Below are 15,969 nucleotides of genomic sequence, written 5' to 3'. Positions count from 1 at the left end.
GAAATGAAACAAATAGGAGGAAGAAATTATGTCAAGAATCAAGAATCATCGCTGTTTTGCCCTTTTGCTCACTGTTTTCGTCTCTCTTTCCCTCGTGCTTTCCGGCTGTGGCTCCGACAAGTCCTCTGGCACCGTACTTAAAGTTGGGGCAACCCCAATCCCTCATGCTGAAATCCTGGAACACATTAAACCTGCTCTTCTCAAAGAAGGCGTTGACCTTCAAATCGTGAATTACACTGATTACGTCCGCCCAAACTTGGACTTGGATACAGGTGATATCGACGCTAACTTCTTCCAACATACTCCTTACCTGGACTCCTTTAACCAAGATCACTCCCTGAAGAATGTTTCCATTGCTAATGTCCACATCGAACCAATGGGGGTTTACTCTAAAAAAATCACGAAACTGGAAGACCTCAAAAATGGAGATACCATAGTCATTCCCAATGATCCTTCTAACAGCGGCCGCGCCCTTGCCCTCCTGGCCAAAGCCGGCGTCATTCAATTAAACGATGGAGTAGGCATCAAAGGAACCGTTAATGATATTAAGACTAACCTCAAGCAACTTAAAATTACTCCCCTCGACGCTCCTCAGCTTCCAAGAGTGCTTGAAGATCCTAAAGTTAATGCCGCAGTAATCAATACAAATTTCGCCATTGAAGGCGGACTTAACCCAATCAATGATTCCATTATTATGGAAGACAAAGACTCTCCTTATGCTAATATTCTAGTTGTCAAGGACACTCGTAAAGACGATCCCGCTCTACAAAAGCTAGCTAAAGCTCTAACTTCACCAGAGGTTAAAACGTTCATCGAAGAAAAATATCAAGGCTCGATTGTTCCGGCATTCTAAAAATAAATTAGAACGTGACAAAAGGACGGGGTTCATGATAGCATTGAAATGCTATCATGAACCCCGTTCCCTTGTCATCCTGGCCATGCTGGACTGGCCTTCAACCATAAAGTCCTCGAAAGCCGTGCAATTGCTGGATTTTTCACAAGGAACCCCAATGCAGTGCGTCTATTAAATAAAACCAAAGGGTAAATTATCATGCAAATTATAGATTCTCACTCGACGGAAACCTAACTGTAACTGTTGTCCCTGTATGATCTGAGTCAAAACTAATTGACGCTTTATGGCGTGCAACAATACTCTGGCATATTGCGATCCCTAATCCGGTCCCTCGTTCTTTGGTTGTTAGAAACGGAGTCCCTAGATTTTCGAGTATATCCGGATCAACTCCTCTGCCTTGATCACAGACTTCAAGAATTATATCGTTTCTCAAGGCATAAGTTCGAATGGTTAAAGCCGCACCCGCTTGCATCGCTTCAAATCCATTTCTCGCCAAGTTCAAAATCAACTGTCGAAGCTCATTTCCATTCCCACGTATATCAGCAACTTCATCAAACTCAAACGCTATTTTTTTATCTTGATTGATTGCATCAGCCGTTAAAAGCGGAGTTAACGATGTGACTATTCTTGTAATATTGATCAATTTAAAATCAATGGATTTATCTTTCGCTAAACTCAGGAAGTCTGATAGGATCAGATTAGCTCGATCTAATTCATCCGTCATCAATTGATAAAAGTCATGATAAGCCACAGTCTCGACCTTGGATTGGAGCAATTGAAGAAACCCCCGAACTGCCGTCAGTGGATTCCTTACCTCGTGAGCGATACCCGCCGCCATTTCGCCTATCATATTAAGTCTCTCTAAACGCGCCAATTCGCGATCAGCACGCCTTCTGTCAGTAATATCAATAAGTACCTTGAAAACTAACTTTGATCCATCGGCATCAATGAAAGGCTGAGAATATACCTCATAAATACGATTGTCAAAAACCATCTCTTTCCATACGGCTGTAAGACTCCTAAGAACCATTGAAGACATGCAATCAGGGCACGGCATTGGTAACCCTGCTATCACTTCATGGCAGAGTTGATCTATACATGGACCAAACTTTGCTTGAAAGCTATTGTTCGCGAAACGTATTCTATTGTTTTCTTCTTGGAGATAGATTAGACCAGGAAAGCTATTAAATAACGAATATAAACGATGATGCTCTTCCTCCACCGCCTTTTCGATTTTCTTCCTTTCCTCGATATTTCGAAGAAAAATCGAAATTCCGCTCTCTGTTGGATAAATACTGACTTCCACCCACTGCTCCATAATTAGGGCGTAGGTCTCGAACCGCACCGGCACACCATCATGCATAACTTTAAGACAAGCATCATTAATCGTCTTACTCCCTAGTTTATAAGTCTCCCGATAATCAGACCCTACTATATTTCCATCCAAACCATTTGCTTCGAGCGCCTTGACCATGGCCCTATTGGCATACGTTATAATCCATTGGGTATTTACAGCTTCAAAGCAATCCCCCATACCTTCAAGGGTATCAATCATTTCTTGATTTGCTTTGGCTAATTCGTTTTCGATAGATTCCTTTTGGAGGATCTCACTTCGTAGCCGCTCATTTGTTTTTTCCAGCTCATCCGTGCGAAATTTAACCAATTGCTCTAAACTCTCCCGATACTGGGTCAATTCCTTTTCTTTAAGTTCAACCTCTGTAATATCCCATGTAGAGACAATACGCAGGCGCCGTTCCTTCACAGTTATTTCATGATTATTAATACGTACAGGAAAACGACTTCCATCTTTTCTTACATGCACTGAATTATATTCATAACGATCATTCCGTATTTTAGGACTATTTTTGCAGCAATCGTTCCGATGTCCCGAAGCACAAAGCACATCATACATTGATTTTCCTATCAGCTCGTACGGTTCATAACCGTGCATTTTTGCATAGTAGGGATTGACTTTCAGCAATTTACCGCTCATCGCATCAGCAACTGCCATACCCCAACTATTTTCAAGAAAAATCGTTTCCCATATTTCGTTATCCTCGCGAACATCTGCTAAAGTTGCTTCCAGAAAAGCAACTCTATGTTTTAATTCCATGATTTCTGTTTTCGACATTTTTCATACCACTCTTCTATTTTATTCAGGGCATGTCCATGGAACTGATCTATTATATATATTGTAACACAATTCACTAACTCATGATACGCTTACATTCGACAAATATCTCTTTTATTCCTTCCTAAAGTTAATAATTATAAATAATAAATTGGATTAGCTTCATCTATTAAGCTATATTCTCAAAATCTTTGATTAATACCCGGATTTTTTACCTGTCATGGTATTTATTTTCAACTTGAAGAGAGTTACCTCCTCTAGTGCTGCGTCATTAGGAAAGGTTATATTATCTGAATATTGCTGTAGGATATGTTTCATTCCCTCACGTTTTTCTGCCAAGCCATTGATGAATTCAACCTCTCCAAAACCAACTACACTCTGATAGCGCATTGTCCAATTACATCCCTGCTCACTGGGAACCAATTGTGTATCAATCTCAACTTCAAAACTTGCCTGAGGATTTTCTCGAAGGATCAAGAGTTTAAGGCCCTCTTGGGCAGAATGAAAATACAATACCCGATCGGCGTAACCAAAATTCATAGGAATAATATAGGGCATATCTCTATAGGAAACAGCCAATCGGCACACCTGAGCCTTCTTTAGGATCTCCTCCATCAAATTCTGATCAGTGATCTCTTTATCCACTCTGCGCATACGTTTACCTCTTTTCATTAAAATTTCTTAACCTTAAATCATAATTCAGTTATCCTTGGATAATAGCACCAAGTCAACGGGCTCTCTTTATACATTCTTAAGAAATATATCAACAAGACAATCAATATCTCGAAAATAACCAAGGCCTTAAGCTAAAATTATCTACCTATAGTTCCTTTTAAATAAAAGGGTTAGCATTCGCTAACCCTTTATATTTACTGGGGTGTCCAAACTGTTTTGGCTGTTGCAAGTTCATGATGAAAACTATTATCTTCCAGTATAGCATGTCTACATACTGAAGTCTTTACCCTTTGATTAGGAAAAACGCATTTTGATAAAATACTTGATCCATACGTAACCGCTTTCTTGTAGGTAATTTCTAAGGCGGCAAGGTGATAATTAAGGTAGATATCCTCAGGAACGACTTCTAACATCCACTGCAGATAGTTGGCATTATTGACATGCCCGTTGGTATCAATGTCGCTGCGCCTGACTGTAAATAGTTGTTCATTCTCTCCTTTTTGGTCTCCTTCTTCCAGCTGGCATTTACTCAAAGGTTCATTGAGCGCCCGTCTCAGATCTATTCCATACACTTCCAGAAAATCCGCTGGAATTCTTGAAGGACGTTTACGTTCCGTATTATAAAAGATCCAGACAGAGGTTGCTCGGCCGATAACCTTGTCATTCTTGTCTATAATTAAGAAATCCCTAGTGCCATAAAACCGATCAAACCCGGCAGACCAGGTTTCGATCATGACCTTTTCCCCCAATACAGGGTAACGGTCCATCTGCAGGTTCCACTCATTCAGAATCCAGGCTTGCTTTTGCGCTTTTAATCGTTCAATCCCTTGTCCCACTGACTCCGAATGAGAAATTGCGGCATCCTCTAAGTAATGAAGTATGGTCAAGGGCGTAGCTCTCTCAGAGGGGTCTACTTCATGATAATGAACTTCAAATCCTATTTTGTACTTCCGATTTTCCATGTTTAAATCCACCTTCTTTACTTCCCTTTGAACTGTGTATCATAGATTTGTCGATAAAGGCCCTCTTTCTTGAGCAATTCCTTATGGGTCCCGGATTCGGCTACTGTTCCATTTTTAATAACAAAAATTCGATCCGCAGCTAAAACGGTTGCCAATCTGTGGGCTATGACAAAACTTGTCCTACCTTTTAACAACGGTACCATCGCCTTTTGAATATACATTTCCGATACGGAATCTAAAGAGGATGTGGCCTCATCCAGAATAATAATTCTCGGACCTTTCAAGATGACCCGGGCAATCGACACTCTTTGTTTTTCTCCGCCTGATAACTTGATACCTCTATTTCCTACGATGGTTTTATAGTTATCAGGCAGTGTCATAATGAAATCATGGATATAGGCTGCTTTACAAGCCTCAATCATCTCTTGTTCTGTTGCATGTTTCTTTCCGTATTTTAGGTTTTCTTCGATGGTATCATTAAAAAGATAAGGTTCTTGCATAACGATTCCAATTTGATTCCTCAGTGAGGCCAAGGTTACATCCCTAATATCTCTATCATCGATTTTGATGCTCCCTTTGTTCACCTCATACAATCTTGGAATCAGATTGGTAATCGTCGTCTTTCCTACGCCGCTCGATCCAACCAAGGCGACCATCATACCTGGGTTCACAGAAAAACTTATATCTTCTAAGACTTTAACCTTGCTGTTATATGAGAAATACACCTTTTCAAAAGAAACTTTACCCTTGATTACTTCCAAACTGGTAGCGTCAGGTGTATCTTTTATCTCCTGCTTCTGATCTAAGTACTCAAAAATTCTCTGAAATAAAGCCAAGGATCTAATGACATCTATATGGATATTGGATAGTTGTGAAACAGGTAAATAAAGCCTTCCCAACAAGGCTACAAAGGCAATTATGCTCCCAATGGATATTTCACCCTTGATGAATAAATACCCTCCATAAAAGTAAATAAGCATCGGACCAATAGCAATAAATGTGGTTATCGTCATTCTAAACCATCGGCCGACAAGGGATTCCTTAATTTGCAGACTAATAACCTCATGATTGGTTTGTTCAAATTTAGCCAATTCATCCTTTTCCTTAGTGAATATCTTGGTGAGCAGCACTCCGCTAATGCTAAAGCTTTCTTGGATAATCTGGTTAAGGTCGCTGATTTTCTCTTGACTCCGGGTTGCGATTTTCCATCTTAGCTTGCCTACTTTTCTGGTAGGGATAATAAAGGTTGGGAGTATAATCATGCCGACAATAGCCAGCTTCCAGTTCATTGATATTAATACAATGGCAGTGGAGATAAGCACAACAACACTTGTTAAGGCATTCACTAATGTGGTATTGAATATATCTTGAATTCCATCGATATCACTCGTTATTCTGGTGATGATTTCGCCAGGCTTAGCGGCAGTATAGAAATTCAAGGACATATTCTGTAAATGAGCATACATCTGATTTTTCATGTTCAAAATGATATGCTTAGAAATCCAAATACTAAGATAGGACTGTGCCACCTGCAAAAGCCCTAATATCACCGTGGTTCCAATGGAAACTAAGATCAACCAGCTTAAAAGAACCATATCCTTTTGTGGTAAAGCATTGTCGATAATATTTTTGATAAGTATCGGGGGTACAAGCCCCAAGATCGCGATGACAACAATTATCCCCATGACCAAAAGCATTTTCATCCGCTCGGGCCAAAAATAGCTCATGATTCTTGCAAGCATCTTTTTGGTCACTTTAGGCATCTGAATCTCTTCATTTGCGAATCTCAACCGGCCGATCCCTTGCCTGCTGATCCCTTGTTTCATAGTATCAACTCCTAAGCTTTGCCCAGCTAACCCCTTTATTATATCATAGTTACTTTCATCAGGAATTAAGGCCCCAAGATGCAAGGGACGTCCCTTGCATCTTGGGGCTTTTAAAAAGTACGAGCCTGATGGGAACAAAAAAAACTCCTCTACATAATCTATTCAAAATAAACTTTCACTAAAAGTTAGCCGCGGCTAACCTATGGAATTAGAAAACAGTTAGCCTGCAACGAAAAGGGGGTACATAATTTGAGGGGTGCAGAAAGAATCGATTCTTTAACCGACTTATCTCCGGGTTCTGTCTGTCAGATAGTTTCCTTGGAATTAAGCGGACTTTTACGGCGCCGAATTCTCGACTTGGGAATCGTCCCTGGAACATTAATTCGATGTATTCGACGAGGTCCTTCCGGTGATCCGACCGCTTATCTGGTTAGGGAAACACTTATTGCCTTGAGAAATGAAGATGCTACCCAAATTCTCGTGAGAAAGATATCGAATGGAGAGGAATGTGTATGATTCTGTCTGCAGAGAAAAAAAGTATATTGTGGCAAAACTATTTTGGCATTTCTTTGGCAAACGATCAATTAAGTATAGCTTTGGCCGGGAATCCAAATGTAGGAAAAAGCACAATATTTAATGCTCTAACCGGGCTACATCAACATACTGGCAATTGGCCCGGCAAAACGGTTGATAACGCCCAAGGGAGCTTTCGATATCAACAAAAATCCTTTTTAATAGTTGACTTGCCGGGTACTTATTCACTATTAGCAAAAAGTGTAGAGGAACAAATCGCCAGAGATTTTCTGTGTTTTGCCAACCCTGATGTAACTGTCGTTGTCTTAGATGCAACTTGTTTAGAAAGAAATCTTAACTTGGCTTTACAAGTTTTTGAAATAACCCCGAAAGTCGTTGTCTGCCTGAATCTCATGGATGAAGCCGGCAAAAAAAACTTAGTGATTGATATTCCCTCATTAGAGCGGGAGTTAGGTGTACCGGTTATCGCCGCTGCCGCCCGTCAAGGCGAAGGGCTTACTGAACTTCGCAGGAAAATATTTGAAGTTGCAACCGGGTCCTTAAAAACTAATCCCCGTCAAATCATCTACTCCAAGGATGTCGAAACTGCCATAAACGAACTGCTGCCTTTAGTAGAAGACATCGCCATAAACAATGCCTTACCTCCCCGCTGGATTGCCCTAAGGCTGTTGGATGGAGATGGCAGCTTTTTAAAGAGTTTAAACGGTTTTCTAGCGAATGACCAACCTTCAGTCCATAGTTGGGAGGAATCTAAATGTGCTCTATGATTCCGCCGAGAAGTTTAAGTGACATTTGCGGTGAGGCTGAATGCGTAAAGGGTTCCACTCTCAACTCCTTAAGTGATCAAATCGTCGCCGATATCTTTGGTAACGCAGAGCAGATTACTAAACAAGTCATTTTAAAGAAAGCGAACAACCGCATAAACTTCGATCAAAAACTTGACGACCTTGTCACTTCACAGTGGTTTGGCTATCCGCTCATGTTACTTTTATTAGCGGTCATCTTTTGGATAACGATAGAAGGGGCTAATATACCTTCCCAATTCCTGGCCTCACAGCTTTTTATCTTCCAAGATCAATTGACTCTCTGGTTCCAATGGTCCGGTGCACCGGATTGGGTCCACGGAGTTCTTGTCCTTGGGGTTTATCGTACATTAGCTTGGGTTGTCTCAGTAATGTTACCTCCTATGGCTATCTTCTTTCCTTTATTTACTCTCTTAGAAGACTCAGGATTTCTTCCCCGTATTGCCTTTAATATGGATCATATTTTCAAAAGGGCTAAAGCTTGCGGCAAACAGAGTTTAACAATGTGTATGGGATTTGGGTGTAATGCAGCAGGCGTAACTTCCTGCCGCATTATCGACTCTCCCCGCGAACGCTTAATTGCAATTTTAACCAATAATTTTGTTCCCTGCAACGGCCGCTTTCCAACGTTAATTATTGTGACATCGATTTTTATCGGTGGAGCCATAGCTTCTTATTCAGGATTAATCAACGCCTTGGTCATCACCGGGCTAATTCTGCTGGGGATCACAGTCACCTTGCTTATTTCTTTTCTTTTGTCAAACACCCTGTTAAAAGGCGAACCTTCCTCTATGGTTTTAGAATTGCCCTCTTATCGCCGCCCTCAGATTGGAGCAGTTATTTATCGGTCTATCATTGACCGGACCATCTTTGTTCTGAGACGGGCAATTATAATGGCCGCCCCGGCCGGCGCCGTGATCTGGATTCTCGCTAACGTCCCTATTGGAGATCAAAACATTCTGACCACTGTAGCTCAGACCCTGAATCCCTTTGCGCAGTTAATTGGCCTGGATGGGTTTATCTTGATGGCTTTCATTCTGGGTCTGCCAGCCAACGAAATTGTCTTACCGATTCTCATAATGAGTTATCTCGCTACAGGCAATCTGCAAGACTTTGCTAGTGTAGAAGAGTTGAGAACTATTTTGGTAAATAACGGCTGGACTTGGCTGACCGCGATCAACGTTATGCTGTTTTCTCTGCTTCATTGGCCCTGCGCTACCACCTTACTTACCACTTATAAAGAAACGGGCAGCAAGAAATGGACCTTTCTCTCTTTCCTGATTCCGACTCTGGTTGGATTTAGCGCTTGTTTTATTCTCACTCAAGCAGTTCGCCTCTTAGGCCTGGTTTAATCTATAAGCAGATTACACATCGGTTTTGCTGGAAGACGCAATGTGTTCCAGTAAAACCTTATGCCATTCCGGGTTTTGGTTGAGGAATGTGACAATAGCTTGGATCGAGCGGATAGTAGCTTCCGAAAGGTAATGTTCCATCGCCTCAGCCTCGGCTGCAATATCACAGTCGGTATTAATAAGCATCAGAAATTCCTGTAATAGCTGGTTGCGTTTAACCAGGAAATCCCCAAGCTTCTTCCCTTTGTCTGTGAGAGTAATCTCCCCATAGCGTTGATAGTAAATATACTGACCGCTTTTTAGTTTGCGCAGAGCTTTCGTTACCGATGGCAAAGAGACCCCAAGTTTAATACTGAGGTCAGTTACCCGCACGGTATCTGCGGATAGAGAAAAACGATATAGCTCTTCCAGATAATCTTCTAAACTGGGGGTGAGTATTCCCATCGCTACTCCTTTTCAACGCTTTGTCTTATATTTATGCGACAGGTCTCAGAACTTTCCAACTTAATCACCAAGTTTAGGGAAACGGGGAGACAGTGTACCTGTAAATTTAGAGGATAGAACCAAATAAATAACATAAACTAACAAGACAGACAGAATTAAGGATTTAAGCTGCGGAGGAGGCACCTTCGATGAGTCACTCAGATAAAAAAAATGCGTCAATTGCAATCCACCCCGGACTGCGACACATCTTACTTGCTAATCCAACTCAGGAGTCAGTGAGCAAAATTATTGAATACCAACTTTTTGAGCAACCCAATCCGCCCCTGGCAGACGACATCCTTTATTTATTACCCTCTTGGGAACAACAAGCTTTAGAAGGTAATGAGGCACTCGGTTCCCTCATCCAATATATTTCCCAGCATTCCCTTTTTATGAAAAACGAAAAAATAATTCACTCTAACCTCTTGCGCATCCGTATTTTGGCCTCAACCCCTGGAATTGTCTCTTTTCCGGCTCTTGAAATTCAAGAACACCTCGTACGATTCCTGCAAACATCTGATAGTTTGGCAGATCTTCCCGAATTAGAGGTGGTCTCCTTTTCCGAGAGCGAAATTAAGCCCCTCTCCTTTGATTTGACTCGTTTTCGCCTAACTCCACACAGCCGCCGCTATATCCAAAACTTGTTTCGCCCCGAACGGCGAGAAGCCATCCTATCTGTTCTTGCCTATATCACTAAAAATTATCCTCTAATTTCGACTTGCCGCCAAGCCTATGCCCTTATGTTGTCTCTCGATAACCCGGACATTTGGGGAAACCATCCCTTTTGTGTTCGACTAGTCGCTAATCGTTTTTGGGATAGTAAATTAAAGAAGACGTTATAATCATGAGGAAATTACACATGGAAATAAACCATTCCGGGAATATTGAACACCACCCACTTACAAAAGTGGGTGGTTTAATGATCCTGGGAAAAACCGGAGGTTAATATGGAATTAATTAAGGAACTTCTCATTGTCACTGGCAGAATCTTCACGATTATACCCTTATTATTGGTAGTCACCTTATACATGGGAAAGCGTGCCATAGGCGAGCTTCCTGTTTTCGACTTTTTGATCATAATTACCTTAGGAGCAATAACAGGAGCAGATCTTGCTGATCCAAAAATTTCTCACATACATACCGGAGTTGCAATCATTATCATCGGATTGTTTCAAAAAGTTATTACTAAATTGATGCTTAAGCACCGTAAATTCGGACATTTAATTACCTTCGATCCGACTATTGTTATTCAGGATGGACAATTTATCGTTAATAATCTTAAGAGAATTCGTTATTCCATTGACAATGTTCTTCACATGTTACGAGAAAAGGATATCTTTGACATTAAAGAAGTACGGCTAGGAATAGTTGAGGCGAATGGCAGACTATCTGTCTTAAGGCAGGATAGTAAAACCTCCGTTACTCTAGAGGATATGAATTTAATCAAAAAAAGTACTTCCTTATCTTATCCTGTCATAGTCGATGGGGAGATCTATGGAAATGTGCTAATGAAACTCGATCTATCAAAGGATTGGCTCTTGCAGCAGTTATCAAATCATAATATTAAAACTGTCGAAGATGTTTTCTTTGCCTCCATAAATGCCAAGCAGGAACTCCATATTTCTTTAAAGAGTTATATGGAAAATAAACAAACTATTATTCCTCTTTCAAACTGAGAATTCTATTCCCCCAATCCCTTGCAACCAAAATCAGAAATGTTAGAATAAGGTTAAATGTGTAACGTTGAGGAGGTGAATCCACCGTTGGAGCCAAACCTTGAAAAAATGATGACTATGAATATAAACATTACACAGAAGGCAATGAACTTCCTCCAGAAAGCCAAAAAAAATAAGCTTTACATAAAACGCGTGGTAGTCACACAATGCTGTATCCCTCTCTCTACTCCACCGGCTGTGCGCAAAGGAAGCCCACGTAAACTTGAAAATTTTTATGAATTTAATGTTGAAGGAATAACGGTCTATTATGATCGTGATTTGATCCGGAAATCCGAATTAACTATTGATACTCAAAAGCAAGGTTTTTCCGAACGCTTAATGATTTCTGATTGGATAATTCGATACTAAAGTCGGCCATTTCGGCCGACTTTTTTTAATACTACCAGAAAGTATAAAATTTCGTTATTATACTGCAAGAAGGTTTAACCCGTGCGAAGACAGTGTCTTCGGGCGCCAGCCAAGTTTTCTTTATATCAATAAATTTTTCGAAACAAGGTTCAGCGACTGCTTATGCATAATTACTTTAATACCTGCAAACTCATTTTATAGTCGTAAATTAACTCATTAAATTCCTCAGGTGAACCATTTTCACGAATTAGCCTCTGGGCCTTTTTCAACAAGCGTTTATGTACTTCTCCCCTATTAATCAGAAACTTAATCATTTTCTTCATGTTTAGGTCATTGGTCATTTCTAAATGCTTCTGGTACAAACGGCCTACTCTGGTTTCCGCTTGAATATCAACCTGGAGCATATTAATAACGTCAAGACTCTGGTCAATATGATTGATACTCCATGGAGTACCTTGCCCATTGTCAAGGGTTAGCGGTGGCCCCCCCAGTTTTTTGATCGCTACTGAAATTAATTCCATGTGCCCTAATTCTTCCGCAGCGATTATCCCCAGTAATTCCCGAACATGCCGATTTGAGATATTTGACCGCTGGTTAAGGTACTGTATTGCTGAGAATAACTCACTGTCGGTCCCGGTATAATGGTCTATCAACACGTGGGCGAACGCTGGATCTTGACGTTCAACATGGATTGGATAAAACAAACGCTTGTGGTAGTTAAACACTATTCATCCCACCCTCTATTTAAAGAATCCTGCCTTTATTATATGGCGGCAGAATCCATGAGGTCACAACCTTAATTAAACTAAAGTCAGGAGATACTTCACCGAAACGCTGCACGGGTGTTGTAACACTTCTCTCCTATTGTTCATAGACTACCTCTGGAGGAAGTGAAAGAATAGTGTTATTGTGTTGTCCCAACTGCCAGAGCATGGATCACTTAAGCAAGTGGATTCAGTACACAGCTCAAACCTTAAAGCTCAATATAATCCCGGCTGCTAAGAGTCCTGTTTATGTCTGTCCCAGATGTCTGAATACCGCTCCCAGCAAAATACTACCCCGTGTTGACCATTAGGGATTGACTCCTAAAAGCAAGAACGAGGGGCATAGCGAAACTAACGTTCGTTATGCCCCTCGTTCTTTATCCTATAAATTTTCAAAAACTCGCGGTTCAGAGGGATTTCCGTAAGAAACGATGGGACAAAAAATCCCCTCCCTATACAAGGAGGGGCAAAGAGAAGGGGAAGAAAAATAAGAAGAAGTATTTATATTAACCGCTAAAATAACGGGTAATTATTTATTAAACTCATTATAGAGTATCTCTGTTACATTCCCATGAACTTTGTGTGAAGAATATGTTAAACCTTATAGTGGTAATTTTGGCTCCTCAAGTCCTTTTATTCCAATATCCCGGCGAAAATGGGCCTTAGGAAAATCGATTTTATTGACGAGAGCATAAGCCCTTTCCCTAGCTTCTTGAAGAGAGCGTCCTTCAGCGGTTATCCCTAATACCCGACCGCCGGTGCTGAGAAGCTGCCCCTCGCTAAATCCCGTTCCGGCATGGAAGATGACCGCATTATTATCCGTCTCCACTGGCAATCGGATCGGGACCCCTTTTGTGTAAGCCGATGGATAACCTTGAGCAGCCATCACAACACAAACTGCGACCTCCTCTTTCCAATCCAAATGGCTCTGATCCAGACTTCCCTCAGTGCAGGCCCAAAGAATTGGCAAGAGATCCGATTTCAGCCGTTTCATCACTACTTGTGTTTCGGGATCGCCAAACCGAACATTGTATTCCAGAAGTTTAGGACCCCGTTCGGTTAACATTAAGCCCAGAAAAAGCACTCCTACAAAGGGAGTTCCTCTTGCTTTCATAACCTGCAAGGTTGGACTGACGAAGTCACGCATGACGGTTGCTTCAAGTTCAGTCGTCCAAATCGGAGGCGGGCTATAAGTACCCATTCCTCCAGTGTTGAGCCCCTGGTCCCCATCTAAGGCCCGTTTATGGTCCTGAACCGGAACCATCGGCAAAGCTGTTTCTCCATCCGAAAAACACAGCAAACTAACTTCTTGACCTTCCAGAAATTCTTCAATAAGCAGCTTTTTACCCGCGGAACCAAAACCACCTTCCATGATTTCATCGACTGCCTGGAGGGCGGTTTCCAAGTCCATCGCCACGATAACACCCTTACCCGCGGCTAGACCATCAGCCTTTAAAACACAGGGTGCTCCAATGGTATTAATATACTCTTTCGCCTGATTCGGATTCTCAAAGACTTGGCACTCTGCTGTTGGAATCCTTGCACTTTCCATAATCGTTTTAGCAAAGGATTTACTTCCTTCCAATTGAGCTGCCGCCTGAGCAGGCCCGAAGATCCGCAGACCGGCCTCCTGAAAAACATCGACAATTCCTAAACTCAAGGGGTCTTCCGGCCCGACAAGAGTCAGATCGATTTTTTCTTTGAGCGCAAACTCCACTAATCCAGCGATGTCCCGACCAGGAATCGGGACATTCCACAGCGCAGTCCCTGCATTCCCGGGGGCCACAAATAAACGTTCAAGTTCCGGGCTTTGGGCCAGCTTCCAGGCCAAAGCGTGTTCCCGCCCGCCGCTGCCTACGATTAACACCCGATGTTTACCCACTGTCTCACCTCATCTCTCAATTATATAGACCTCCACACACCCAATGACACTCCAATTCAAGCTCTTAATGCTGGAAGTGCCGGCGATGCGTAAAGACCATAATAATATTTAAGCGATTAGCTGCTTCGATGACCGCAGGATCTTTGAGAGATCCTCCCGGCTGAACGATGGCTCGAATTCCCGCCTTTGCAGCTTCTTCAATTGAATCTGGGAAGGGAAAGAAAGCATCTGAAGCTAAATATGCCCCTTTAGCATGATCGCCGGCCTGATCCAGGGCTATCTTTACGGAACCTACCCGATTCATTTGCCCTGCTCCGACACCCAGTGTACGTCTATGATCTGTTACCACGATAGCGTTTGATTTAACATGCTTCACAATTCGCCAAGCAAAATCAAGGGCAGCCAGATCCTCTTCCGTAGGTTTTTGTTCGGTCACAACCTCCCATGCGCTGACAGGGGTTGTCCCTTGATCCACCTCTTGAACAAGATATCCGCCTTCAACACTCCTGGTGACATACCCGAGTTTTGTTTTTCCGGCATCCCCTCTGCCAACCACAAAAAGCCGGAGATTAGCTTTAGCACTAAGAATCTCCCGAGCCTCGGGACTAAATTCCGGTGCAGCAATAACCTCATAAAAGCGATCTTTAAGGGCTTCGGCACATGCCGTATCTACTACACGGTTAAAAGCAATAATTCCCCCGAAAGCAGAAACGGGATCTGCATTGAAGGCAGTTTCATAGGCCTCAAGCGGAGTCGTACCTTTAGCCACTCCACAAGGATTGGTATGCTTGATGATCACCGCTGCACAGGATTCAAACTCACGCACAAGCTTCCAAGCCGCATTCATATCAATCCAATTATTGTACGATAATTCCTTCCCTTGGAGTTGCTTGCCATTAGCAAGAGTTCCTGCTCCAGCGTCGGCATTGATATAGAAGGCTGCCTTCTGTTGTGGATTCTCACCATAACGCAGCTCTTGGACTTTGCGGGCCGAAATACGAAGTGTCTCCGGGAATTCATCGGACGGTCCAATCTGCCGTTCTAAATAACCCGCAATCAGGCGGTCATATTCTGCAGTATGAGCAAAGGCTTCAGCTGCCAGCCGCTTACGCATACCCGCAGGAACATTACCCATTTCGCGCAGCACGCTTAATACTTCTTCATAGGATTCCGGGTTCACCAATACCGTAACCCGCCCGTGATTTTTGGCTGCGGCGCGAACCATTGTGGGGCCGCCAACGTCAATATTTTCTATGGCTTCTTCAAAGCTCACTCCAGGCTTGGCTATGGTCTCCCGGAACGGATAAAGGTTGACCACAACCAAGTCAATATAGAGAATTCCGTTTTGCTCCATTTGCTGCAAATGATCCACACTGTCCCTCGCTAAAATTCCGCCATGAATTAATGGGTGAAGCGTTTTCACCCGGCCATCTAAAACCTCGGGAAATCCCGTAACCTCACTTACATATTTCACTGAAATATTGGCTTCATCCAGTACTTTGTATGTGCCCCCGGTGGAAATTAATTCAAAGCCCAAATCAACCAGCTCACGAGCAAAAGCAACAATTCCCGTTTTGTCTGAAACGCTTATTATAGCTCTTCGTTTCATCCTAATTCCTC

The 15,969-nt window shown here is 42.3% G+C and carries 16 protein-coding genes; 8 read left to right on the top strand and 8 right to left on the bottom strand.

Annotation, left to right across the window (positions count from 1 at the left end; all coding sequences use genetic code 11):
* The first annotated feature begins 28 nt into the window (after positions 1 to 28).
* Entirely contained in the window at positions 29 to 853 is an 825-nt protein-coding gene (locus DESYODRAFT_RS03150) for a MetQ/NlpA family ABC transporter substrate-binding protein (protein WP_007779311.1), read from the top strand.
* A gap of 34 nt (positions 854 to 887) precedes the next feature.
* On the top strand, positions 888 to 1,028 hold the full coding sequence (locus DESYODRAFT_RS27890) for a hypothetical protein (protein ID WP_007779309.1): 141 nt from the start codon (positions 888 to 890) through the stop codon (positions 1,026 to 1,028).
* A 30-nt stretch (positions 1,029 to 1,058) separates the two neighbouring features.
* Here the strand turns inward: DESYODRAFT_RS27890 and DESYODRAFT_RS03145 are convergent, their stop codons facing one another.
* From DESYODRAFT_RS03145 to DESYODRAFT_RS03130, 4 genes are all read right to left on the bottom strand, one after another.
* Positions 1,059 to 2,984, bottom strand: coding sequence for a PAS domain S-box protein (locus tag DESYODRAFT_RS03145; protein WP_007779307.1), 1,926 nt, complete (start codon positions 2,982 to 2,984; stop codon positions 1,059 to 1,061).
* Positions 2,985 to 3,179: 195 nt separating this feature from the next.
* The gene (locus DESYODRAFT_RS03140) at positions 3,180 to 3,638 is read right to left on the bottom strand and encodes a pyridoxamine 5'-phosphate oxidase family protein (protein ID WP_007779305.1); all 459 of its coding nucleotides are present in this window, start codon (positions 3,636 to 3,638) and stop codon (positions 3,180 to 3,182) included.
* A gap of 215 nt (positions 3,639 to 3,853) precedes the next feature.
* Positions 3,854 to 4,621: an acyl-[acyl-carrier-protein] thioesterase gene (locus tag DESYODRAFT_RS03135; RefSeq protein ID WP_007779303.1), complete on the bottom strand. Its 768-nt coding sequence runs from the start codon at positions 4,619 to 4,621 to the stop codon at positions 3,854 to 3,856.
* Positions 4,622 to 4,638: 17 nt separating this feature from the next.
* The gene (locus DESYODRAFT_RS03130) at positions 4,639 to 6,447 is read right to left on the bottom strand and encodes an ABC transporter ATP-binding protein (RefSeq protein WP_042339270.1); all 1,809 of its coding nucleotides are present in this window, start codon (positions 6,445 to 6,447) and stop codon (positions 4,639 to 4,641) included.
* A 249-nt stretch (positions 6,448 to 6,696) separates the two neighbouring features.
* Between DESYODRAFT_RS03130 and DESYODRAFT_RS03125 the strand changes: the two genes are divergently transcribed.
* Genes DESYODRAFT_RS03125 through DESYODRAFT_RS03115 form a run of 3 tightly spaced genes read left to right on the top strand, consistent with a single transcriptional unit; the run spans position 6,697 to position 9,136 of the window.
* Positions 6,697 to 6,963 (top strand): FeoA family protein, encoded by a 267-nt coding sequence (locus DESYODRAFT_RS03125; RefSeq protein ID WP_007779299.1) that lies wholly within the window; start codon positions 6,697 to 6,699, stop codon positions 6,961 to 6,963.
* Positions 6,960 to 7,748 carry a FeoB small GTPase domain-containing protein gene (locus DESYODRAFT_RS03120; protein ID WP_007779297.1) on the top strand — a complete coding sequence of 263 codons (789 nt, stop codon included), beginning with the start codon at positions 6,960 to 6,962 and terminating at the stop codon, positions 7,746 to 7,748. The genes DESYODRAFT_RS03125 and DESYODRAFT_RS03120 overlap by 4 nt, the downstream gene beginning before the upstream one ends.
* Complete coding sequence (locus DESYODRAFT_RS03115) at positions 7,736 to 9,136, top strand: nucleoside recognition domain-containing protein (protein ID WP_007779296.1); 1,401 nt, start codon at positions 7,736 to 7,738, stop codon at positions 9,134 to 9,136. Before DESYODRAFT_RS03120 ends, DESYODRAFT_RS03115 begins: the two co-directional genes overlap by 13 nt.
* Positions 9,137 to 9,148: 12 nt before the next feature.
* Here the strand turns inward: DESYODRAFT_RS03115 and DESYODRAFT_RS03110 are convergent, their stop codons facing one another.
* Positions 9,149 to 9,580, bottom strand: coding sequence for a metal-dependent transcriptional regulator (locus tag DESYODRAFT_RS03110; protein ID WP_007779294.1), 432 nt, complete (start codon positions 9,578 to 9,580; stop codon positions 9,149 to 9,151).
* 188 nt (positions 9,581 to 9,768) lie between these two features.
* Between DESYODRAFT_RS03110 and DESYODRAFT_RS03105 the strand changes: the two genes are divergently transcribed.
* The 3 genes from DESYODRAFT_RS03105 (at position 9,769) to DESYODRAFT_RS03095 (ending at position 11,703) form a co-directional block, all read left to right on the top strand.
* Entirely contained in the window at positions 9,769 to 10,461 is a 693-nt protein-coding gene (locus DESYODRAFT_RS03105; RefSeq protein WP_007779292.1) for a hypothetical protein, read from the top strand.
* Between the two features lie 105 nt (positions 10,462 to 10,566).
* A complete protein-coding gene (locus DESYODRAFT_RS03100; protein WP_007779289.1) occupies positions 10,567 to 11,295 on the top strand; it encodes a DUF421 domain-containing protein in 729 nt (242 codons plus the stop codon).
* Positions 11,296 to 11,382: 87 nt separating this feature from the next.
* The gene (locus tag DESYODRAFT_RS03095) at positions 11,383 to 11,703 is read left to right on the top strand and encodes a CC/Se motif family (seleno)protein (protein ID WP_007779287.1); all 321 of its coding nucleotides are present in this window, start codon (positions 11,383 to 11,385) and stop codon (positions 11,701 to 11,703) included.
* A 170-nt stretch (positions 11,704 to 11,873) separates the two neighbouring features.
* Here DESYODRAFT_RS03095 and DESYODRAFT_RS03090 read toward each other — a convergent pair whose 3' ends face one another.
* From DESYODRAFT_RS03090 to purH, 3 genes are all read right to left on the bottom strand, one after another.
* Entirely contained in the window at positions 11,874 to 12,428 is a 555-nt protein-coding gene (locus DESYODRAFT_RS03090) for a manganese catalase family protein (protein WP_007779285.1), read from the bottom strand.
* Positions 12,429 to 13,068: 640 nt separating this feature from the next.
* Entirely contained in the window at positions 13,069 to 14,349 is a 1,281-nt protein-coding gene (purD, locus tag DESYODRAFT_RS03085; RefSeq protein ID WP_007779282.1) for a phosphoribosylamine--glycine ligase, read from the bottom strand.
* A gap of 64 nt (positions 14,350 to 14,413) precedes the next feature.
* Complete coding sequence (gene purH / locus DESYODRAFT_RS03080) at positions 14,414 to 15,958, bottom strand: bifunctional phosphoribosylaminoimidazolecarboxamide formyltransferase/IMP cyclohydrolase (protein ID WP_007779280.1); 1,545 nt, start codon at positions 15,956 to 15,958, stop codon at positions 14,414 to 14,416.
* Positions 15,959 to 15,969: the final 11 nt, after the last annotated feature.

The sequence above is a fragment of the Desulfosporosinus youngiae DSM 17734 genome (assembly GCF_000244895.1).
Taxonomy (GTDB): Bacteria; Bacillota; Desulfitobacteriia; order Desulfitobacteriales; family Desulfitobacteriaceae; genus Desulfosporosinus; species Desulfosporosinus youngiae.
This window is presented reverse-complemented; position numbering and strand designations above follow the sequence as displayed.